Source organism: Pseudomonas sp. KH_024_B2 (assembly GCF_057839965.1).
Genome location: NZ_CM174502.1, coordinates 2525991 through 2547918 on the forward strand (window position 1 = coordinate 2525991; position 21928 = coordinate 2547918).

Annotated in this window: 19 protein-coding genes and 1 pseudogene; 13 read left to right on the top strand and 7 right to left on the bottom strand. The window is 60.1% G+C overall.

Translation table 11 applies throughout. The annotated features are described in order from the left end of the window. Positions 1–158 precede the first annotated feature (158 nt). The 10 genes from AC3I0A_RS11865 (at position 159) to AC3I0A_RS11910 (ending at position 9897) form a co-directional block, all read left to right on the top strand. Complete coding sequence (locus AC3I0A_RS11865; protein ID WP_489377982.1) at positions 159–1058, top strand: VOC family protein; 900 nt, start codon at positions 159–161, stop codon at positions 1056–1058. 11 nt (positions 1059–1069) lie between these two features. Then, the gene (locus tag AC3I0A_RS11870) at positions 1070–1951 is read left to right on the top strand and encodes a CoA transferase subunit A (protein ID WP_489377983.1); all 882 of its coding nucleotides are present in this window, start codon (positions 1070–1072) and stop codon (positions 1949–1951) included. A 12-nt stretch (positions 1952–1963) separates the two neighbouring features. Then, positions 1964–2767 (top strand): CoA-transferase subunit beta, encoded by an 804-nt coding sequence (locus AC3I0A_RS11875; protein ID WP_489377984.1) that lies wholly within the window; start codon positions 1964–1966, stop codon positions 2765–2767. Positions 2768–2803: 36 nt separating this feature from the next. Next, positions 2804–3688, top strand: a complete 885-nt coding sequence (locus AC3I0A_RS11880; RefSeq protein WP_489377985.1) for an enoyl-CoA hydratase — start codon at positions 2804–2806, stop codon at positions 3686–3688. Positions 3689–3690: 2 nt separating this feature from the next. Beyond that, the gene (locus tag AC3I0A_RS11885; RefSeq protein WP_489377986.1) at positions 3691–4758 is read left to right on the top strand and encodes an NAD(P)H-dependent flavin oxidoreductase; all 1068 of its coding nucleotides are present in this window, start codon (positions 3691–3693) and stop codon (positions 4756–4758) included. A 12-nt stretch (positions 4759–4770) separates the two neighbouring features. Next, the gene (locus tag AC3I0A_RS11890) at positions 4771–5526 is read left to right on the top strand and encodes an enoyl-CoA hydratase family protein (protein ID WP_489377987.1); all 756 of its coding nucleotides are present in this window, start codon (positions 4771–4773) and stop codon (positions 5524–5526) included. Between the two features lie 10 nt (positions 5527–5536). Beyond that, on the top strand, positions 5537–6703 hold the full coding sequence (locus AC3I0A_RS11895) for an acyl-CoA dehydrogenase family protein (RefSeq protein WP_489377988.1): 1167 nt from the start codon (positions 5537–5539) through the stop codon (positions 6701–6703). A gap of 10 nt (positions 6704–6713) precedes the next feature. After that, a complete protein-coding gene (locus tag AC3I0A_RS11900) occupies positions 6714–7769 on the top strand; it encodes an acyl-CoA dehydrogenase family protein (protein WP_489377990.1) in 1056 nt (351 codons plus the stop codon). A gap of 41 nt (positions 7770–7810) precedes the next feature. Continuing rightward, a complete protein-coding gene (locus tag AC3I0A_RS11905) occupies positions 7811–8959 on the top strand; it encodes an acetyl-CoA C-acetyltransferase (protein WP_489377992.1) in 1149 nt (382 codons plus the stop codon). Positions 8960–9021: 62 nt separating this feature from the next. Further along, positions 9022–9897: an SDR family oxidoreductase gene (locus tag AC3I0A_RS11910; protein ID WP_489377993.1), complete on the top strand. Its 876-nt coding sequence runs from the start codon at positions 9022–9024 to the stop codon at positions 9895–9897. Positions 9898–10006: 109 nt separating this feature from the next. On the opposite strand, the gene AC3I0A_RS11915 is transcribed toward AC3I0A_RS11910, so the two are convergent. Both AC3I0A_RS11915 and AC3I0A_RS11920 read right to left on the bottom strand, forming a co-directional pair. Beyond that, positions 10007–11629 (bottom strand): MFS transporter, encoded by a 1623-nt coding sequence (locus AC3I0A_RS11915; protein WP_489377994.1) that lies wholly within the window; start codon positions 11627–11629, stop codon positions 10007–10009. 190 nt (positions 11630–11819) lie between these two features. Beyond that, positions 11820–13472 (bottom strand): GMC family oxidoreductase, encoded by a 1653-nt coding sequence (locus AC3I0A_RS11920; RefSeq protein WP_489377995.1) that lies wholly within the window; start codon positions 13470–13472, stop codon positions 11820–11822. 134 nt (positions 13473–13606) lie between these two features. Between AC3I0A_RS11920 and AC3I0A_RS11925 the strand changes: the two genes are divergently transcribed. Beyond that, positions 13607–14500 (top strand): LysR family transcriptional regulator, encoded by an 894-nt coding sequence (locus AC3I0A_RS11925; RefSeq protein ID WP_489377996.1) that lies wholly within the window; start codon positions 13607–13609, stop codon positions 14498–14500. 129 nt (positions 14501–14629) lie between these two features. On the opposite strand, the gene AC3I0A_RS11930 is transcribed toward AC3I0A_RS11925, so the two are convergent. Beyond that, entirely contained in the window at positions 14630–16435 is a 1806-nt protein-coding gene (locus tag AC3I0A_RS11930) for a monovalent cation:proton antiporter-2 (CPA2) family protein (protein WP_489377997.1), read from the bottom strand. 214 nt (positions 16436–16649) lie between these two features. Continuing rightward, positions 16650–17726, bottom strand: a complete 1077-nt coding sequence (locus AC3I0A_RS11935) for a diguanylate cyclase domain-containing protein (protein ID WP_489377998.1) — start codon at positions 17724–17726, stop codon at positions 16650–16652. 176 nt (positions 17727–17902) lie between these two features. Between AC3I0A_RS11935 and AC3I0A_RS11940 the strand changes: the two are divergent. Together AC3I0A_RS11940 and AC3I0A_RS11945 are read left to right on the top strand one after the other, a co-directional pair. After that, positions 17903–18091 (top strand): annotated as a pseudogene (locus tag AC3I0A_RS11940) (FKBP-type peptidyl-prolyl cis-trans isomerase); the annotation flags it as partial. A 64-nt stretch (positions 18092–18155) separates the two neighbouring features. Next, positions 18156–19787, top strand: a complete 1632-nt coding sequence (locus AC3I0A_RS11945; RefSeq protein ID WP_489377999.1) for a recombinase family protein — start codon at positions 18156–18158, stop codon at positions 19785–19787. A 271-nt stretch (positions 19788–20058) separates the two neighbouring features. On the opposite strand, the gene AC3I0A_RS11950 is transcribed toward AC3I0A_RS11945, so the two are convergent. The 3 genes from AC3I0A_RS11950 to AC3I0A_RS11960 all read right to left on the bottom strand — a co-directional run bounded on the left by AC3I0A_RS11950 (position 20059) and on the right by AC3I0A_RS11960 (position 21846). Beyond that, positions 20059–20790, bottom strand: a complete 732-nt coding sequence (locus AC3I0A_RS11950) for a hypothetical protein (RefSeq protein WP_489378000.1) — start codon at positions 20788–20790, stop codon at positions 20059–20061. A 6-nt stretch (positions 20791–20796) separates the two neighbouring features. After that, positions 20797–21546 (bottom strand): hypothetical protein, encoded by a 750-nt coding sequence (locus AC3I0A_RS11955; protein WP_489378001.1) that lies wholly within the window; start codon positions 21544–21546, stop codon positions 20797–20799. A 75-nt stretch (positions 21547–21621) separates the two neighbouring features. Continuing rightward, positions 21622–21846: a hypothetical protein gene (locus AC3I0A_RS11960; RefSeq protein ID WP_489378002.1), complete on the bottom strand. Its 225-nt coding sequence runs from the start codon at positions 21844–21846 to the stop codon at positions 21622–21624. Positions 21847–21928: the final 82 nt, after the last annotated feature.

Here is a 21928-nt window from a genome sequence, read left to right on the forward strand (position 1 = left end):
GCTCGCTCCCACAGTTTTTTTATGCCTGTCCCACCATTTTCGCTAGTCCCATTGGACGATGTTACCCCTGCGCGAACCCGTTTAAATCGCTCTACATAAAGTCTCCCCCGGCCAACGCCGATGGGCGGCAGGGCCTTAGAAAAACGAGGAGTGCATCCATGGATATCCGTGGTCTGGGTTACGTCACCCTGTTATCCAGCGACCTGGCGCAATGGCGTCAGTACGCAAGCCAGGTGCTGGGCATGATGGTGGTGGCCGGCAGCAATGACGATGAGCCGCTGTACCTGAAAATGGACGAGCGTCATTACCGCATTCTGGTGGAGAAGAACACTCAGGACGGCTTCGGTGCCTGCGGTTGGGAAGTGGCCGGCAAAGCCGCGTTCGAGCAGGCCATCAGCACGCTGGAGCAAGCAGATGTGCAGGTGACACGTGGCACGGCGATTCAGGCCGGGATCCGTAAAGTCCAGGAACTGGTGCATTTCAGCGATCCGGACGGCAATCGTCACGAGCTGTTCTGGGGGCCTTTGCAGGACTTCGCACGCTTCGTTTCACCGATCGGGGTCAAGGGCTTTGTCACTCACTCGCTGGGCATGGGCCATGTGGTATTGCCTGCACCGAGCTTCGAGCGTTGCCGGGATTTCTACGAGCAGGTGCTCGGCTTCGGGCTTTCCGATCTGATGAAAGTGCGGTTCACCCCGGATCCGGCCGAGCCGGAAAAGCGCATCCACTTTCTGCACTGCAATAACGGCCGGCACCATTCGCTGGCGATTTTCGAGTGCCCGATGCCCCATGGCTGCGTGCACATGATGGTCGAGGTCAACGCGCTGGACGAAGTCGGCCGGGCGCTGGATCGCGTGCAGGCCCATGGCGTGAAGTTGTCGGCAACCCTGGGCCAGCACACCAACGATCAGATGATCTCGTTCTACATGAAGACGCCGTCCGGGTTTGACCTGGAATACGGCTGCGATGGCCTGGTGGTCGACTGGGACCGCCACACGCCTTTCGAAAGCACCGTGGTCAGCCACTGGGGCCATGACTTCAGTGTCGGTCGCCAATGAGGACGATGACTATGGACAAGCGAATGACCACGGCCGAGATCGTCGGCCAGCTGCGTGACGGCATGACCATCGGCATCGGCGGCTGGGGCCCGCGGCGCAAGCCCATGGCGCTGGTGCGGGAGATTCTGCGCTCGGACCTCAAGGACCTCACCGTGGTCGCCTACGGCGGTGCCGACGTCGGCATGCTCTGCGCCGCCGGCAAGATCAGGAAACTGGTGTTTGCCTTCGTTTCCCTCGATTTCATTCCGCTGGAACCGTACTTCCGCAAGGCGCGTCAGGAGGCTGCGCTTGAGGTGATGGAAATCGATGAAGGCATGCTCCTGCTCGGTCTCAGGGCTGCGGCCATGAATGTGCCGTTTATTCCCACCGCAGTCGGACTGGGCACCGATGTGCTGCGCCATAACCCGCAGATCAAACTGATCGCCTCACCCTATGCCGACGGCAAAGACTGGGTGGCCATGCCGGCGCTCAAGCTCGACGCCGCGCTGGTTCATGTCGACCGTGCCGATGCGCGCGGGGTCTGCCAGATCAGTGGTCCCGATCACTACATGGACGACCTGTTCGTCCGTGCCGCCGCCCGCAGCTACGTGACTTGCGATGAGTTGGTGGACAGCGACTATTTCCATGCCGATGCCGGGCAGGCCCATCAGGTGTTCTGGGAACGCAACCTGACCACCGCGGTGGCCCATGTGCCGGGCGGCGCGCATCCGTCTTCCTGCGCGCCGCTGTACGGTTTCGACGTGGCGCACTTCAAGGCCTACAACGCCCTGGCACTGGCTGCCGATGGCTGGCAGGCCTATGTCCAGAGCTATGTCGACTGCACTCACGAACAGTACCTGGACAAGGTCGGCGGCCTGGCTGCCATCCGCCAGCTTCCCCTGCCGGTTTTCTAAGCGAGCCTCGATATGACGACTTCTGCAACGACTTACAGCCTCGCCGAACTGATGATCTGCGCCGCCTCCGAGGCCTGGCGCGACGATGGCGAGGTCCTGGCCAGCGGCATCGGGGTGATCCCGCGGCTGGCTGCTTCGCTGAGCATGCTCAGCAGCAACCCACAGCTGCTGATGACTGATTCCGAAGCCTATATGGTCGCTGAGCCAGTGCCTCTCGGTGCGCGCAACGGTTATGAGCCCAAGCGGGACAGCTGGATGGGTTTCTCGCGGATCTTCGACAACGTCTGGGGCGGCAAGCGCCATGCGCTGGTCGGTCCAACCCAGATCGACCGTTTTGGCCAGGCCAACATTTCGTGCATCGGCGATTACGCCAAACCCAAGGCGCAGATGCTTGGCGTGCGGGGGTTTCCCGGCAACTCGATCAGCCACGCCAACTCCTTTTGCGTGCCCAGCCACAACCGTAGGGTATTCGTCGAAGGCGAGGTCGATATGGTCGCCTCGGTCGGCTACAACCCGGCGCGTCTGGCGCGCGGCTGGTCGCTGGAGGAGATCGATATCCGGCTGATTATCACCGATCTCTGCGTGCTGGATTTCCAGGGGCCGCAGCGGCAAATGCGCGTTCGCTCGCTGCACCCCGGTGTGACCGTCGCCGAGGTTCAGGACAACACCGGTTTTGCCCTGCATGTGCCAGCGCAGTGCCCGACTACCGCAGCACCGAGCGTCGAGCAATTGCAGCTGATCCAGCGGCTGGACCCGCACAACCTGCGTGCCAGTCAGCTCAAAGACAACCCGCCAGGCCAACGCAGCGCCAGCTGATGTCGCTTACGCAGTTCCGTCCTGGAGAAGCAATCGATGAGTGAACACAACGACAAGAACGAGAGCGAAGTGGTGCTTTACGAAGTGCGCGGCGAGGTGGCCCTCGTCACCATGAACCGCCCCGAGTACCACAACGCGCAGAACTCGCAGATGACCTACGCGCTGGACGCAGCCTTTCGCCAGGCCTGTGACGATGACCAAGTGAAAGTCATCGTCCTGCGCGGCGCAGGCAAGCATTTCTCCGCCGGGCACGATATCGGTACGCCGGGGCGCGACGTCCATCAGACGTTCGAGCGTGCGAGCCTGTGGTACGACCATGTGAACAAACCGGGCGGCGAGTTTCTCTACGCTCGGGAGCAGGAAGTCTATCTGGGCATGTGCCGTCGCTGGCGGGAAATGCCCAAGCCGACCATCGCCATGGTCCAGGGCGCCTGCATCGCCGGCGGTCTGATGCTGGCCTGGGTCTGCGATTTGATCGTCGCCAGCGAGGACGCTTATTTCGCCGACCCGGTGGTGCGGATGGGCATTCCCGGGGTCGAGTACTTCGCTCATGTGCATGAACTGAACCCGCGCATCGCCAAGGAGTTTCTGTTTCTCGGCGAGCGCATGCCGGCGGCGCGGGCCTATCAGATGGGCATGCTCAATCGGGTGGTCGCCCGCGAGGCACTGGAGCAGGAAACCCTGGACATTGCCGGGCGCATTGCGCAGATGCCGCGCCTGGGTCTGCAACTGAGCAAGCAGGCGGTCAACAACGCCGAAGACTTGATGGGCAAGCGCGCGACCATGGACATGGTGTTCGGTCTGCATCACTTCGCCCATGCTCACAATGAGCTGGTGTCCGGTGACCGGCTCGGCGGTTATGACGCCAAGGCCATGGCCAGCTCTCAACGCAAGCCGCAACGCAAATCGGGCGGGGCATGAGCATGGCGGTCTCTCTGAACACCCGTCTGACCGAGTTGCTCGGTTGCCGCTACCCGATCATCCAGACCGCCATGGGCTGGGTCGCCGACCCGAAACTGGTGGCGGCCACGGGCAATGCCGGTGGCTTCGGTTTTCTCGCCGGGGCGACCATCGAACCGCAGCGAATGGAGGCGGCGATCCTCGAAACCCTGCGCCTGACGGACCAGCCTTTCGGCGTCAATTTTCATATGTACCAGGCCAACGCCGACGAGATCGTCGAGCTGGTGCTGCGGCATAACGTCAGGGCGGTCAGCTACAGCCGTTCGCCCGGCAAGCAAATGATCAGCCGGCTCAAGGACGCCGGGGTGGTGTGCATCCCCACGGTAGGTGCCCTCAAACACGCGCAGAAAGCCGTGGAAATGGGCGCCGATGCCGTCACCGTGCAGGGCGGCGAGGGCGGCGGGCATACCGGATCGGTGCCCACCTCATTGCTGCTTGATCAAGTGGTCAATGCGCTCTCGGTGCCGGTGGTGGCCGCCGGCGGTTTCAAGGACGGCAACGGTCTGGTCTCGGCTCTGGCTTACGGTGCCGAGGGCATCGCCATGGGCACGCGTTTTCTGATGTGCGCCGACAGCCCGGTGCCGTCGGCGACTCTGGCGCGTTACCTGGCGGTCAAAGACCCGGCGGCGATCATCATCAGCCGTGCCATCGACGGCATGCCGCAACGGATGATCCGTAACGAATTGCTGAATCAGCTGGAAGCCAGTGGCGGCCTCAAACGCCTGTTACTGGCGTTCAAAAGTGGCCTGGCCTACCGCCGCCACAGCGGCATGAGCCTGACGCAGCTGCTCGCCAGCGCGCTGAAGATGCGCAGCAGCGGTGAGCTGACGGCCGCGCAAAGCATCATGGCCGCCAACGCGCCGATGGTGATCCAGAAAGCCATGGTCGATGGGCAACCGGCCGAAGGCGTACTGCCCGCCGGCCAGATTGCCGCGAGCATCGACAGCTTGCCCAGCTGCGCCGAATTGATTGAGCAGATCGTCCGCGACGCCGAAGCGCGTCTGGGCGAGCTGTGCCGCCGTGTGTCGTGAAGGGGGAAAGGCATGAAACCATTTAGCGTCAGTATCGATAACGGCGTCGCCGAGCTGGTGTTCAACCAGCCGCCGGTCAACGCGTTCAACTGTCAGGGCTGGGCCGACATCGCCAGCGAGATCGAAAGCCTGGGTCGCGATGCCCGCGTCCGGGTGATCGTCATTCGTGCCGAAGGGCGCGGCTTCTGTGCCGGGGTCGATATCAAGGAACTGGCCGTCGACGGCAACCTGATCGTTGCGGTGAACAAGGGTAACTACGACAGCTTCAAGGCCATCCACCGTAATCCGAAACCAGTGATCGTCGCCGTGCACGGCTTCGTCCTCGGTGGCGGCATCGGTATCTGCGGCGCCGCTGATATTGTGGTGGCCTCCGAGTGCGCGAGTTTCGGTGTGCCGGAAGTGGATCGCGGGGCGATGGGCGGCGGTGCTCATCTGCAGCGACTGTTCCCGGTGCAGAAGGTCCGTCACATGTACTTCACCGGCGAGATGATCGACGCCGCCGAGGCCTGGCGCCTGGGCGCAGTGGAACGGGTGGTCAAACGCGAGGACTTGCGTGAGGCCGCGTTGCAGATCGCCCGCACCATCGCTACCAAGAGCCCGGCCATGATCAGTCTGGCCAAGGAAGCACTGACCGGCATCGAAGACGGCAATCTGGAAGACAAATATCGCTGGGAGCAGGGCTTCACTCTCCAGGCTTATCGCTCGCTGGACTCTCAGGAAGCACGCGACTCGTTCGTCGAAAAACGCGATGCCCACTTCAACGGCTGAAGGCATACCCATGGACCTGACATATACCCCGGCCCAGCAGGCCTTTCGCGCCGAGGCGCGGGCCTGGCTGGCGGCCAATGTACCCGCTGAACCGCTGCAATCGTTCGACACCGCGCAAGGCTTTGTCGAGCATCGCGCCTGGGAAGCCAGACTCAACGAGGGACGTTGGGGCATGGTCACCTGGCCGACCGAACTCGGCGGGCGTGGCTGCGACCTGATCGAATGGCTGATTTTCGAGGAGGAGTACTACCGCTCGGGTGCGCCCGCTCGGGTCAACCAGAACGGCATCTTCCTGCTCGGTCCGACCCTGATGGAGTACGGCAGCGCAGCGCAGAAAGCGCAATTTCTGCCGCGCATGGCCAATGGCACGGATATCTGGGCTCAGGCCTGGTCGGAACCGGGCGCCGGCTCCGACATGGCGGCGATCCGCTCGCGAGCCGAACGGGTCGGCGACCACTACGTGATCAACGGCCAGAAAACCTGGTCGACCCGTGCAGTGTGGGCCGACTGGGTGTTCGGGATCTTCCGCACGGACCCGAACTCGCAGCGCCATCAGGGCCTGACGTTCATCCTGCTGCCGCTCGATAGTCCCGGTATCACCGTGCGACCGATTGCGCAGCTCAATGGTTTGCCGGGGTTTGCCGAGATCTTCTTCGACGACGTCAAGGTGCCGGTGGAAAACGCCCTGGGTGGCGAGGGCATGGGCTGGCATGTGGCGATGTCCACCGCCGGGTTCGAGCGCGGGTTGCTGCTGCGCTCACCCGCGCGCTTTCAGGAAACCGCCCGGCGCCTGGTGCAGCTGTACCAGGCCAACCGTGAGCAGGCCGACCGCGATCCGGCCATTGGCGAGGCTGTGATGCGCGCCTGGCTGGACGCCGAGGCCTACACCCTGAGCACTTACATGACCGCTTCGCAACTGGTGCAGGGCGGCAAGATCGGGCCGGAATCTTCGACCAATAAAATCTTCTGGTCGGAACTCGACCAGCGCATGCACGACACCGCCCTGAGCATTCTCGGGCTGCGCGGCGAGCTGCTGCCCGAAGCTCCCGCGGCGGGCGACGTCGGCCACTGGCTGGAAGGTTTCCTGTTTGCCCAGGCCGGTCCGATCTACGCCGGCACCAACGAGATCCAGCGCAACATCATTGCCGAACGCATGCTCGGCATGCCGCGCGCCTGAGGAAGAGACCATGGACTTTAGTTTCAGCCGCGACCAATTGCTGTTTCAGGACAACGTCAGGAGTTTCCTGATCAATGAGGTCACCCCGGAGCGCATTCGCGAATTGTGGCTCAGCGACAGTGGGCGCAGTGATCGACTCTGGGCTCAACTGGTGGAGCTTGGCCTGACCGCACTGACCGTCCCGGAGGAATATGACGGGATGGGCATGAATGAACTGGACTTCATTCTGCTCGCCCAGGAATGTGGCTATGCCGGTTTGCCCGAGCCGCTGGTGGATACGATGTTGATCGGCGTGCCGTTGCTCGCTGCCCTTGATGAGCGCCATGCAGCACTCAAGCAACACTGGTTGGCGCGAGTCGCCGAAGGCCGTGCGCGGCTGGCGATTGCCGAGCCGGGTAACCCGCTGGTCAGCGATGCCCACGTTGCCGATTTGCTGTTGCTGGCCCATGGCGATGAGGTGCATGCGGTTGAGCGCGACGCAGTCCGTCTGACCCGCAATGTTTCGGTCGACCCCAGTCGCCAGTTGTTCCAGGTCGACTGGACGCCGAGCGCCGCCACCTGTGTGGCCGCCGGCGAGTATGGCCGGCGGTTGTGGGCCGCGGCCTTCAACCGTGGCGCTCTCGGCAGCGCCGCGCAGTTGCTGGGGCTGGCCAAGCGCATGGTCGACCTGGCGGTGGATTACACCTTTGAACGCAAGCAATTCGGCAAGCCGGTCGGTTCGTTCCAGGCGGTCAAGCACCTGATGGCCAATGTCGCGGTGCAGATCGAGTTCGCCAAAGGGCCGCTGTACCGCGCCGCCTATGCCCTTGCCGAGCAGCAGCCGGGCCAGGAGGTGCTGGTTTCCCATGCCAAATTGGCGACCTCGGAAGCGGCCATGCTCGCCGCCAAAAACACCATTCAGGCCCACGGCGCCATGGGTTACACCTGGGAAGTCGACCTGCACCTGTTCATGAAACGCGCCTGGGCCCTGGACAAGGTCTGGGGCGATCGCGGCCATCACAAAGGACGAATTCGCGCTGCATTGTTCGAAGGCAACCTGGCCCTTGGGGCTGGCAATACGTTCTGACGGCGACTGTGCCTGACTCCATCATTTTTCCGAGGTACACCATGCCTGAAGCCTATATCGTCGACGCCCTGCGCACGCCCACCGGGCGGCGCAAGGGTGGTTTGAGCCAGATCCATGCCGCCGATCTGGGGGCCCATGTGTTGCGCGCGCTGGTCGAGCGCAACGGCATTCCCGATGAAGATTACGACGACGTGATCTTCGGCTGTGTCGACACCATCGGCCCGCTGGCCGGGGACATCGCCCGCACCAGTTGGCTGGCCGCCGGCCTGTCCCAGTCGGTGCCCGGTACCACCATCGATCGCCAGTGCGGCTCCTCGCAGCAAGCGGTGCACTTTGCCGCCCAGGCGGTGATGAGCGGCACCCAGGACGTGGTCATTGCCGGCGGCGTGCAAACCATGACCCAGATCCCGATTTCCTCGGCCATGATCGCCGCCGAGCCGCTGGGATTCAGTGATCCGTTCAGCGGTTCCGAAGGCTGGGTCCGGCGCTACGGTGCCCAGCCGCCGACCCAATTCCGTTCGGCGCAGATGATTGCCGAGAAGTGGCAGCTGTCCCGTGCGCAGTTGGAAGCTTATTCCCTGGAGTCCCATCTACGGGCCTTGCAGGCCATCGAGCAAGGCCGATTTGCCCGCGAGATTGTGCCACTGGCCGGGGTCGAGCATGACGAAACGCCTCGCCAGACCAGTCTGGCGAAGATGGCCGAACTGGAATTCCTGTTTGGCTGCGATCGGGTCACCGCAGCGGTTTCCAGCCAGACCTGCGACGCTGCCAGCGCCATGCTGATCGTTTCCGAAACCGCGCTCAAACGCTATGGACTGACGCCGCGCGCGCGTATCCACCACCTCAGCGTGCGCGCCGAAGACCCGATCTGGATGCTCACCGCGCCGATCCCGGCCACCGCCTATGCGCTCAAGCGGGCCGGGATGAAGCTTGAAGACATTGACCGGGTGGAAATCAATGAAGCCTTCGCTTGCGTGGCCATGGCCTGGCTCAAGGAGACCGGTTACCCCCACGCGCAGACCAACGTCAACGGCGGCGCGATTGCCCTCGGCCATCCACTGGGCGCCACCGGCACCCGGATGATGTGCAGCCTGCTGCATGAACTGGAGCGCAGCGGTGGGCGCTTCGGTTTGCAGACCATGTGCGAAGGCGGCGGCCAGGCCAACGTGACGATTATCGAGCGCCTGTGAATTTCGCCCTGAGGCGAACCAGGCGAAGGAAACCGGCAACCCCGAACAACTGGAGAGCGACAATGCAAATCTGCGAGAACCGCGTAGTAATCATCACCGGCGCCGGCGGCGGGCTGGGCCGCGCCTATGCGCTGGCCTTCGCCGCCGAGGGCGCCAAGGTGGTGGTCAACGATATCAACCGCGATGCGGCACAGGCCGTGGTCGCCGAGATTCAGGGGCAGGGCGGTGTGGCGGTTGCCAACAGCAACGACATCACCAGCTACGACGATGCGGCGCTGATCGTGCGCCAGGCCATCGAAACCTTCGATGGCCTGGACGTGGTGGTGAACAACGCCGGCATTTGCCGCGACCGCATGTTCGCCAGCCTGACCGAAGCCGACTGGGATGCGGTGGTGGCCGTGCATCTCAAGGGTCATTTCTGTATTGCCAGCCATGCCGCGCGTTACTGGCGCGAGCAGGCCAAGGGCGGGGCGCAGCTGAGTGCGCGGATCATCAACACCAGTTCCGGGGCGGGCTTGCAGGGCTCCATCGGCCAGTCCAACTATGCGGCTGCCAAGGCCGGTATTGCGGCGCTGACGCTGGTGCAGGCCGCTGAACTGGGTCGCTACGGAATTACCGTCAACGCCTTGGCCCCCGCTGCGCGCACCGGCATGACCGAACAGGTGTTCGCCGATAGCATGAAAAAACCCGAGCGGGGCTTCGATTACTTTGCCCCGGAAAACGTCGCGCCGCTGGTGGTCTGGCTTGGCTCCGAGGCTTCCCGTGCGGTCAATGGCCAGATGTTCGAGGTCGAGGGCGGCAAATTGTCGATTGCCGATGGCTGGCGCAGAGGCCCGGAACTGGATAGAGAAGGGCGCTGGGCGGTGGGCGAGGTGGGTGACGCAGTAGAGCGACTGATGGCGCAGGCGCTGCCGGCGGCGAAGGTGTATGGCAGCTGATTGAAGATGCGGGCCCGTAGCAGCTGCCGAGCTTGCGAGGCTGCTGCTACGAGAGACCATGCCAATGCCCCATCGCCGGTAACACGGCGAGTGGGCGGCCCTTCATCACTCAGTTCTTTTCGATATCCACATGTCTGGTTTCACGCAGACAGATCATGCCCACGATCAAACTCACGCCGGTGATCACCACCGGGTACCACAACCCATAGAAGATATCGCCGGTGTACACCACCAGAGCGAAGGACACGGTCGGCAGGAAACCGCCGAACCAGCCGTTGCCGATGTGGTAGGGCAGGGACATGGAGGTGTAGCGGATGCGGGTCGGGAACAGCTCGACCATCAGCGCCGCCAGCGGGCCGTAGCACATGGCGGCGATACAGGTCAGGGCGACCATCAGTGCGACGATCATCGGTTTGTTGATCTGCTGGGTGTCAGCCTTTTGTGGATAGCCGGCCAGCGTCACCGCGCCGCGCAGGGCGGCTTCGTCGTAACCGTCGATGCGTACCTCGCCGACACTCACTTGTACGGTGCTGCCGGCGGGCGCCGCTACGCTGCTGTACGGCAAGCCTTGTTTGACCAGAAAGGTTTTGACCTTGTCGCAGGGGCTGTCGAAACGCGCCTTGCCCACCGGGTCGAACTGGAAGGTGCAGGTGGCCGGGTCGGCCAGCACGCTGATCGGAGCCTGACGGCTGGCCAGGTCGATTGCCGGGTTGGCGTAGTGGGCAATGCTCTTGAAGATCGGGAAGTACAACACTGTCGCCAGCAACAGGCCGAGCATCAGGATCGGTTTGCGCCCGACCTTGTCCGACAGCCAGCCAAAGAAAATGAACAACGGCGCGCCGATTATCACGCTGACGATCAACAGGCCGTTGGCCACGGCCGGGTCCATTTTCAGGAACTGGGTGAGGAAGAACAGTATGTAAAACTGCGCGGCATAGAAGGTCACCGCTTGCCCGGCGTTGATGCTGAACAGCGCGATCAGCACAATCTTGAGGTTTTCCCAGTTGCCGAAGGATTCGCGGATCGGTGCCTTGCAGAGCTTGCCTTGTCCTTTCATCTTCACGAAGGCCGGCGACTCGTGCAGGCTCAGGCGAATCCAGGTGGAAATCCCCAACAGCACGATCGAAAACAGGAAGGGGATGCGCCAGCCCCAGACTTCGAACTGATCGCCGGTGAAGTAGCGGCAACCGAGCACCACCAGCAACGACAGCAACAAGCCAAGGGTGGCGGTGGACTGAATCCAGCTGGTGTGGAACCCGCGTTTGCCAACCGGAGCGTGCTCGGCGACATAGGTCGCAGCCCCGCCGTATTCACCGCCCAGCGCCAGGCCTTGAAGCATGCGCAGCACCACCAGAATGATCGGCGCGGCGATGCCGATGCTCGAATAGGTCGGCAGCAATCCGACGCAGAAGGTCGCCAGACCCATGAGGATAATGGTCGCGAGGAAGGTGTATTTTCGCCCGATCATGTCGCCCAGACGGCCGAACACCAACGCGCCGAACGGTCGCACGATAAAGCCGGCGGCGAACGCCATCAGCGCAAAGATGAAGGCAGTGGTGTCGTTGACCCCGGCGAAAAACTGTTTACTGATGACCGCCGCGAGGGCGCCATAAAGAAAAAAGTCATACCACTCGAACACCGTCCCCAGGGACGAGGCGAAGATGACTTTCTGGGTTTCCTTGCTGGTGGTCGCGCCAAGCGTCGCGTCCAGAGACTGAGCATGTTCTGACATATCGTTATCCCTCACAGTGATTGTTTTAGTTGTTCCACTGTCGCCGCCATTGTTGGCGCGATGTCGGTATTGCAGGTATTGCGCGGTCCTTGTGGGAGCCGAGCTTGTGTGGGAGCGGGCTTGCCCGCGAAGGGGACCTCGCAGACGCTAAAGGCTTCGCGGGCAAGCCCGCTCCCACACAAGCTAGCTCCTACAAGTGCGGTTCGGTGAGCAGTTCTTTTTCCGGTGAAACACTTATTGTCGGTGTTGCGAGTATCAGCTGGGCCGCTTTCTCGGCGATCATCAGGGTCGGTGAGCAGGTATTGCCTGAGGTGATGCGCGGCATGATCGAGGCGTCGGCGATGCGCAGCCCGGGAATGCCGTGGACCCGCAACTGGGCATCGACCACGGCATCCTTGTCGTTGCCCATGCGGCAGGTGCCGACCGGATGGAAAATCGTCGTGCCGATCCGCGCTGCCGCTTCGTGCAGTTGTTCGTCAGTCTGCAGGGCCGCGCCCGGCAGATATTCGGTGGGGTTGAACGGCTGCAGGGCTGGCGCGGCGACGATGCGCCGGGTCAGGCGAATCGCATCGGCGGCGACCCGCAGGTCTTCAGGATGGCTGAGGTAGTTGGGTTGAATCAGCGGCGCCTGTTGCGGATCGACGGAGCGGATTTCCACTCGGCCACGGCTCTGTGGGCGCAGGTCGCAGACCGACGCGGTGAACGCCGGGAACGCATGCAACGGCTCGCCGAAACGCTCCAGGGACAGCGGCTGCACATGGTATTCAAGATTGGCTGAAGTCTGCTCCGGTCCCGAACGGGCGAAAGCCCCGAGCTGGCTGGGAGCCATCGACAGCGGGCCGCTGCGGTCATACAGATAACGCAGACCCATGCCCATTTTGCCCCACAGGCTGCCGGCGATCTGGTTCAGGGTGCGGGCGTTCTCCAGTTTGTAGATCAGCCGCAGCTGCAAATGATCGTGCAGGTTGCCGCCGACGCCGGGCAGCTCATGGGCGACGCCAATCCCAAGGCGTTGCAACAAACTGCCCGGGCCGATCCCCGAGCGTTGCAGGATGCTCGGCGAACCGACGGAGCCGGCGCAGAGAACGATTTCCCGCCGCGCTTTCCAGGTTTTTTGCTGGCCCTGCCAGCGGGCGCTGACGGCCGAAGCGCGGCCATTCTCCAGCAGCACGCGATCGACTTCGACATCGGTCAACACGGTGAGGTTGGATCGGTGGCGAATCGGTTTGAGAAAGGCCTTGGCGGCGTTCCAACGGACCCCGGCCTTCTGGTTGACCTGAAAGTAGCCGCAGCCTTCGTTGTCGCCACGGTTGAAGTCATCGATGCTGGCAATGCCACTTTGTTCGGCAGCCTCGCGGAAAGCATCGAGGATCGGCCATGACAGCCGCTGGCGCTCGATCCGCCATTCCCCGGCAGCGCCGTGAAACGCCGAGTCGCCGGCAAAATGGTTTTCGCTCTGTTTGAACAGCGGCAGTACATCCTTCCAGGCCCAGCCCGGATTGCCGTCGGCAGCCCAACCGTCGTAGTCGTTGGCCTGGCCGCGCATGTAAATCATGCCATTGATCGACGAGCAACCACCCAACACCTTGCCTCGCGGATAGCTCAGGCTGCGACCTTGCAGGCCAGGTTGCGCTTCAGTCTTGAAGCACCAGTCGGTGCGCGGGTTGCCGATGCAATACAGGTAGCCCACGGGAATGTGAATCCACGGGTAGTTGTCGCGGCCGCCGGCTTCGAGCAGCAATACCCGGTGCTGCGGCTCGGCGGACAGTCGATTGGCCAGCAAACAACCGGCCGGCCCGGCGCCCACTACCACGTAGTCGTATTCATCAACGTCAGGCTGCATCCATGACCTCTGCTGTTGTTGTTCTTGTTGCGAGTCATCCTAGTTGTTAGCTTTCGTCAAAAGAATGTTAGTTTTTGCTCAGTGGCTGTGCGTTTTTAGACAGCTGCATCCTCCGACGCGTTCAAGGAAGACTCATGTTCGATTGGAATGACCTGCGGTTCTTTCTCGAGTTACAGCGTAGCGGCCGCTTGCTGACAGCGGCCCGGCGGCTGAAAACCACCCACGCCACGGTGGCCCGGCATATCGAGGCGATCGAGAAAAGCCTCGGCACTGCGCTGTTCGTCCAGCACGCCCAGGGTTATCAACTGACCCCGGCCGGCGAAGCGCTGCTCAAGCATGCCGAAGCCATGGAAAACGTCGCCTTGCTGGCACAGGAAGAAATCACCCAGTCCAGTGCACCGCTGGGCAAGATCCGCGTGGGGGTAACGGAAGGGCTGGGCATCATGTTTCTCGCCAGCCGCATGAACGGCTTGTTCGAACGTTACCCGGGGCTGGAAGTGGAGCTGGTGGCGGTGCCGCGGTTTGTCAGCATCCTCAACCGCGAAGCGGAAATCAGCATCCACCTCGAACGCCCGGCCGCCGACATGCTGGTCACCCGCAAACTCACCGATTACCGTTTGGCGCTGTATGCCAGCCGTGCCTACCTGGACCGTGCGCCAGCGCTGCACAGCCGCGAAGACCTGGCGCAGCATGCCTGGATCGGCTACGTCGACGATTTGCTGTTCAGCCAGGAACTGATGTTCCTCAACAGCTTCTGCCGCAGCCCGCAGGTGGTCTTCCACAGTACCAGCGTGATCGCCCAGCAACAGGCCGCACGCTCGGGCCTGGGGATCGCGGTGTTGCCGTGCTATATGGCCAGCAACGACCCGGAACTGGTGCCACTGCTGCCGGCCGAGAGCATTCAGCGCAGCTACTGGATCAGCACCCGGCGCGAATTGCACAAATCGGTGCGGCTGCGGGTGTTGTGGGATTACGTGGTGCAGTTGTGTGCGGCGGAGCAGGGTTTGTTGCTTGGGCCGCAGACATAATCGAACGCCGGATAACCCGCGTTATCGTTCATCGCGAGCAGGCTCGCTCCCACAGGGGTATGCGATCAATGTGGGAGCGAGCCTGCTCGCGAAGAGGCCCTCACATCCACCATTACCCTCGAACCTTGCTTACCCCCTGGACTCCTCCTCAAGCTGATCCGCCTCAAACAACCGCGCCAGCTCGGCCCGGGCTTCCTGGGCGGTCTGCATCACCTTGGCGGCATCGTCGTAGACCGCATGCTGCGCCTCAAGTACCTGTTCATCGTGGTGGGTGAAGCGCTTGATGCGCGCATCGGCCTGGGTCTGGCTCAGGCCGAGCCCGACCAGGGTGCGTCGGCTCATTTCCAGGCTTGAATAGTAGGTTTCCCGCACCGCTTGCGCACCGACATCGACCAGCCGGTGAACGTGCTGACGGTTGCGCGCACGGGCGATGATTTTCAGGTGCGGGTAGAGCTTGTGCACCCGTTCGGCGGTTTTGATGTTGGTGTCCGGGTCGTCGGTGGCGATCACGAAAAATTCCGCCTGCTCGACTTTGGCGGCCTTCAGAATCTCCGGGCGCATCGGGTCGCCATAGAACACCGGCACCCCGCCAAAGCTGCGGGACAGCTCGATGGTTTCCACCGAGGTGTCCAGCGCGACGAACTTGATGTTCTGCGCCCGCAGGATCCGCGCGACGATCTGCCCCATACGACCCATGCCGGCGATCACCACCCGTGGCGCATCGGTATCGATCTCGCGGTATTCCGGCGGCATGGTCACGGGTGTCACTTTCGGGTTGATCAGCCGCGCGCACAACAGCAACAACAGTGGTGTCAGCGCCATGGACAGGGTGATGGTCAGCACCAGCAGGTCGTACAGCCGTGGCTCGAACAAGCCCTGATCGCGGCCGATCTTGAACACCACGAAGGCGAATTCGCCACCGGCCGCCAGTACGATGCCCAGGCGTATGGCATTCAGTCGACCCAGTCCGCCGGCCAGTCGCCCGACCACAAACAACAACGGCAGCTTGATCAGGATCAGCAGCACCGTCAGCCCCAGTACCACGGCCGGTGCGCTGAACAGCAGGCTGATATTGGCGCCCATGCCGACGCTGATAAAAAACAGCCCCAGCAATAAGCCTTTGAAGGGTTCGATCTGCGCTTCCAGTTCGTGACGGTACTCCGAATCGGCCAACAGCAAACCGGCGAGAAATGCGCCCAGCGCCATGGATACGCCAACCAGATCCATCAGCCATGCGGTGCCGATCACCACCAGCAGTGCAGTGGCGGTGGAGACTTCCGGCAGACCGGTCTTGGCCACCACGCGAAACACCGGGCGCAGCAGATAGCGCCCGCCGATCACCACCACGGCGATGCTGCCCAGCACCCGCAGGCCGTGATTCAGGTCTTGGGCGGCAGTGCTGGTGTGATCACCGCCGGCCAGCAATGGCACCATGGCGATCAAGGGAATTGCGGCGATGTCCTGAAACAGCAGAATGGCAAACGCCAGCCGCCCATGGGGGCTGGTCAGCTCCTTGCGCTCCGCCAGGCTCTGCAAGCCAAACGCGGTGGACGACAACGCCAGGCCCAGCCCCAGCACGATGGCGCTGTTCAACGGTTGGCCAAAGACCAATAAAGCGACTATGCCGATCACCGAGCCTGTCAGCATCACCTGCGCAAGACCGACGCCGAACACCGATTTGCGCATCACCCAAAGCCGTCGCGGCGAGAGCTCAAGGCCGATGATGAACAGCAGCAACACCACGCCCAACTCGGAAATATGGCTGACACTTTGCGGGTTACCGATCAGGCCCAACACCGATGGACCGATGATCACCCCGGCAAACAGATAACCCAGTACAGCCCCTAATTGCAGGCGCTTGGCCAAAGGAACGGTCAGCACCGCCGCGAACAGAAAAACCACAGCGACTTGCAACAGGTTGCCTTCATGGGGCATGGATGACTCCTGGGGGGCTCTGACGATTGATGCAGGCTGGTGTGATCGGCCTTGGTTGAGTGCGGATTCTACCGGGGGTGGCTGGGATAGTGCAGGGGTAACGAGTTCAAGGTGGGAACCTGTAGGAGCAGCCGGTCGACGCTCGATTGGTCCGGGCGGCGTTCCGACGATGGACTCAAAGTCAGCGCGTTTATTCAGTAAATACGCGTAATCGTTAACGTCCATCGCGAGCAAGCTCGCTCCTACAACCCAACCGATACTGGTTGTTCCCGCTGCGCTTGGCTTCGTACATCGCCAGGTCGGCGATGTGGATGAGTTTGTCCATGCTCGGCGCGTGATCGGGAAACACCGCAACGCCCAGGCTGGTGCCGATGTGCCGCTGGTCATTGCCGATGGTGATGGGGGGCGATAGCTCGACCAGGATTTTTTCGCAAATGCTGCGGGCTTCGTCCTGCAGGCTCTTGCCCTGCGGCAGGCCTTCCAGAATGACCACGAATTCGTCGCCGCCAATACGGGCGACGGTGTCGGATGAACGCAAAATTTTCTTCAGGCGAGTGGCCGTGGTGACCAGCACCCGGTCGCCGGCGGCGTGGCCGAAATGATCGTTTATCTCTTTAAAGCTGTTGAGGTCGACAAACACCAGCACCACTCGCGTTTCGCTCAGCCGTGCCTGTTCAAGAGCCTTGGATAAGCGGTCTTCGAGCGCCAGACGATTGGGCAGGCCGGTCAATAGATCGTAGTGGGCCAGTTGCCGGAGATGGCTGGCCGAGGCTTTTTCCTCGGTAATATCGCGGACCACGCCTATCATTTTTATCGTCGAAGCGTCGGCGTTTTTCACCACATTGCCGGTTTCCCGAAGCCAGTGGATGCTGCCGTCCGGCCAGATGACCCGGTATTCCTCGTCATGGTTTTCGCCGGTGGCGAGGCAATGCAACTCACCGGCACGCACCCTGGCCCGGTCATCCGGGTGCACGCAGCTACAGAACAGTTCATAGGAAGGCGTCACTTCGCCGGGCTTGTAGCCGAACATGCCGTAGATGGCCTCCGACCAATACAGCTGTTCGGTATCGACATCCCAATCCCAGGTGCCGATGCGCGCGAAATACTGACTGCGCTTGAAGCGTTCGGCGTCGTCGGGTGCGTTGTTGTGCGCCTTGGTGCGATGCAGATGTTCGACCAGTTCCCGATACTGGGCCAACTGGTTTTGCAGGCTTCGCTCACGGCGAACCAGCACGATGACAGCCGCCAGGATCAGTAGAGCAGCGCAGAGGCTGAGCCAGACAGATGTCATGAGAATGTGGGTGACATGGGGTATTGAAACCTTGCGGGTAAATGGCCGTTGGCTATCTTAATCCACGCTCCTTGAGAACTGCAGGTTTTTACCAACTTGCCGCGCTGAAGAAGGTTGCCAAGTCACGAAAATTCTGGGAAAACCCTGCGCTGAGCCCCAACCAACGAGAGCGAGTGATGAGCAGCGAATTGCAGGTGACAGACATTCAACCGGGCGACGGCAAAGAAGTGGTCAAAGGCGCCTTGATCACCACCCAGTACCGCGGTTTTCTTGAAGACGGTACTCAGTTCGACTCTTCGTATGAGCGCGGCAAACCGTTCCAGTGCGTGATTGGCACCGGTCGGGTAATCAAGGGTTGGGAACAGGTTTTTTCTATGTGACCCTAAGCCAATGTTATCCTTTCGGCCAGCAGATACGGGGCGTACACAAGTGAAATCACCTACAGCAACACCAGCCAAGAAGAAGCAAGCCATAAGCTACGTGAGATTTTCGGACGCCCGTCAGCGGGTTGGCTCCAGCGTAGAACGTCAGGAGAAGATGATTGCTGACTGGCTGCTTCTACACCCCGATTACGAGGTAAGCCAGCTCCGCTACAAAGACTTGGCCAAGAGTGGTTTCCACGGCGAACACATCGATGCTGGTGGTGGTTTTGGTGACTTGCTGGTGGCTGTGAAGGAGGGCGAAATACGAGCGGGTGACGTTGTTCTGGTTGAGGCTATCGACCGGGCAGGGCGTCTTGCTCCCATGAAGATGTTGAAGCAGATCATCAGTCCGATTCTCGAAGCAGGCGTCTCCATCATCACCCTAGACGACAACACCGAGTACACCGAGGCGAGTCTTGAAGGGCCACAGATTTTCCTGTTGATAGCGAAGATTCAGGCTGCTCATGGATATTCGAAACTTCTATCCGAGCGCGTGTCTGCGTCATACGAATCACGCAGGAAGCAAGCCAGAGAGAACGGCACTACGCCAAAACGCATAACGCCCGTTTGGTTGAACAGTGACGGTACGGTGATTGACGAGGTTGTCCCTTGGATCAAGACAATGTTCGAGTGGTACGTCTCGGGGATTGGTAGAACAACTATTGCACGTCGATTGCGTGAGACTGGCGTTCCACAGTTTGCTAAAGCTTCTGGATTTGGTGTAGGGCACTGGTTAACTAACAAAACGGTGATTGGCAAATGGGAAGTGCTGGTTGAGACGCCAGAACGTCACGTGATTGATGATATCTATCCTATCGTCATTGAGCCTGCACTGTTCTATAAAGCACAAATTCGACATGAGCAGATGGGGGAGAGAAAGAAGCGCGCTCCAAAAACCACCAAGCACTTCATTGTTGGATTGGTGAAATGTGGTGTCTGTGGCAAGAATTACAGCATCCAGAACAAAGGAGGAAAGCCCCATACATTGCGTTGTATCACAAGGGCCAACCAACAGAATTGCAGTAACTCTCATATCGTGCCAAAGGCTGTAATCGATGCAATCTATTCATACACGTCTGTCACTGCTGCTCTAGAAGCTATCAACAAACAACAGATGGGCGTGAATGACAAAGAGATTGTAACCCGTGAAGCAGAGCTACATGAGTTGAGCAAGAGGGTGGCTAGCCTGTTGCAGACGCATGATGCTGTTGGCTTCATGCCTGAGCTTGCCACCAAGCTGAAAGAGGCTCAGCAAGCCCGTGAGGCAGCAGAGAACGCCTTGGTGATACTACGTTCAACTGTTGTTGCTCCACCTGCCAGTGGTTGGAACGAGATGGGCAAGCTATGGACTCTTGAAAAGGAAGACAGCCAACGTCTTGCTGCAATGCTCCGTGGAGTCGGGTATGCAATCACTGTAAACCCGGATGGACGTATCACGTCGTCCCACAATGATACTGTCTATCAATACCTTGGTGTAGATCGCAAAGCAGATATGTATAAGCTGATGCAGGGTGACAAGCTGTTGTTGGTGCATAAAGCTCAAGTGGATTATCCATACTTCGAACCGTTCCAAGAAATTGAAGGAGAGGCGATGTGGAATGAAGCAGATTATGAGAACCTGAGACAACAATATCAGTGACGCCATGCAGGCGCTGTTTTTGCACGCGCGATGAGGTCGAGCTATCCCCTAGTGGGAGGACTGGGAAGAAGAAATTGGACACTTGTAAAACTCTGGAAGCCTTGGGCTACGAGGCTTTCAGCCAGATTTGATACCCCTACCATGTAAACAAAACCAGAGCACTACGGTAGTTGTTCGCTTTGCTCTCTATATAATGCGACCACAATACAAGTGTTTATAACTCTCAATCGTTACAGAAACTTATATACCCTTGTGGGGCGTGGCCTGTAGCCTATCCCGCACGGACACGGTTTGACAGACGGGTTTCAATCTCTGCAGCCGACCGGTCGTGCATGAAACTTCTCAACCCGTGGCGCTCCAGGTCACGCCAGAACAATACAACCGCATGCACTAACGAGCGTAGCAGTTCAAGCGGAAGCTGAATGTCAGAGACTGGACTTGTTCCGAAAAACTCTTCAAGCAGTGGCACGGGCGCTGCCCAAAGGTGTTTGTGCTTCTCCCGAAGTGTTCTTGCCGCACTGCCTTCTCCATGTCGGCAAACGTTGCCTAGCAGCATGAGTAGGCCAAGCGAGTCATAGGTTTGAAATTCTGAAAGATGAAGCCCTCGAGCCTTGAAAAACAGCTTGTTGAAGTCTTTGCCCCATCCAATCTTTTGAGCGTTCTCGATCTCTTCTTCAACTGCCTTGATCGCCTGATCTTGTGGCATGTCTGGTTTGAAGAATTCGCGTATGCAGCCAACCGTGTACGTGCGAATCTGCTGTTCCCACAGAGACTGGATACCAAGACAGAAAGCCATTGCGGTTTTTCGCTCTAGGCCAAGATGATCCATCATTGCAAACGCCGTCACACATGGGTCTGAATGATGGGTCAATTCCTCTCGTTTACGCTCCAGTGCTGCAATCGAAGGTTCAACAACCAATGACAGGTAGTCTTGCACCACGTCGCCATTGTTGTTGGCGTAAACATCTATGACGGAATGCTTCCACGGGTGCTGGGAGTCCATACAGATCTATCCTGCTTGCTTGCTATTCTGTGCAAGGTAGTACGCACGACCTTTCGGGGTGAGGCTATAGTATGGCGTTCCGGAGGTATCTGTGGTTTGTGCCATTTTGTGCTCAAACAGGATATCAATTGCACCTTCAACCTCGACTCGCCCCCCAACTGCGTTGTTTAGGAGAACCAAGTTCGGTTTAAAGCCTCTGTTCGTGAGCGTGGCAATAGCGCTGAGCGTCTTGATTGCATAGGCGGGAATCTCAACCTCGGCTTCCTTCGCGGTCTGCGACATAGTGGCGAGCTGTTGCTTTAGGTCAGCGCTAGCCTCCTTTTGGGTGGCGATTTCAGCTTCAAGCGCTGCATTCTCATTCTGCTGCTCTCGTCGAATTTCAGTGAACGTAACAAGCTGTTGCTGAAGTTGGGCATTAGTGGAGGCGAGTTCCTGATTGTGTCTGGACAGTGCCTGCATCTCTTGGTCGAGTTTTGGGGGCGTGGGCATCGGCTTGATCCCTTGAAGGAGCTGTCTCCTTGTCATGATCAAGCCACGCAAGCTGATACCAATTGACAGGAAAACTAGAAGAGCTGACCACAGGGGAACTGAAACTTGTGTGGTGAGTGAAGTAGAGAGCCAGGCCGATAGGGTGGATAGCACTGCACCAAGTCCATCAGGAAGTTTGCCTTCCTTCACCAGCGAATCAGCTACTGGAGCGGCGATAATGCTCACTGTGGCAGTCCCTACACCTGCCACCCATTTCCACAACGCCATGCTGCTCTCCCTACAAGCTAAATGATGACTCTACCAGATAAAGGATGGCTTATAGCCATTCAGGTATGCCGAGAGTCATCCCTTGGCTTGTTTGACAGCAAGATCGCGGATGGTCTGGAGGTTGCGGTGGATCGCGGACAGTACAAACCACAAGCCAGACCCAAGGCAGCCGAGGGCGAAGCCGAAAAGGGCGCCAAGATACTCAAGGTTGCCTCTCATGAGGTAATACCCTGTCACCGTTGCAATGATGATCCCCAACCATGAAAAGAAATCTACTACTGTGATCACGATGTCCTTCATTGCTGTCGCTCCTGTTGTGGTTTTCGTAGTCTAGGGTGGCATCATGCCACTCACGGAAGTCAGTGTGCAAAAGAACAGTCAC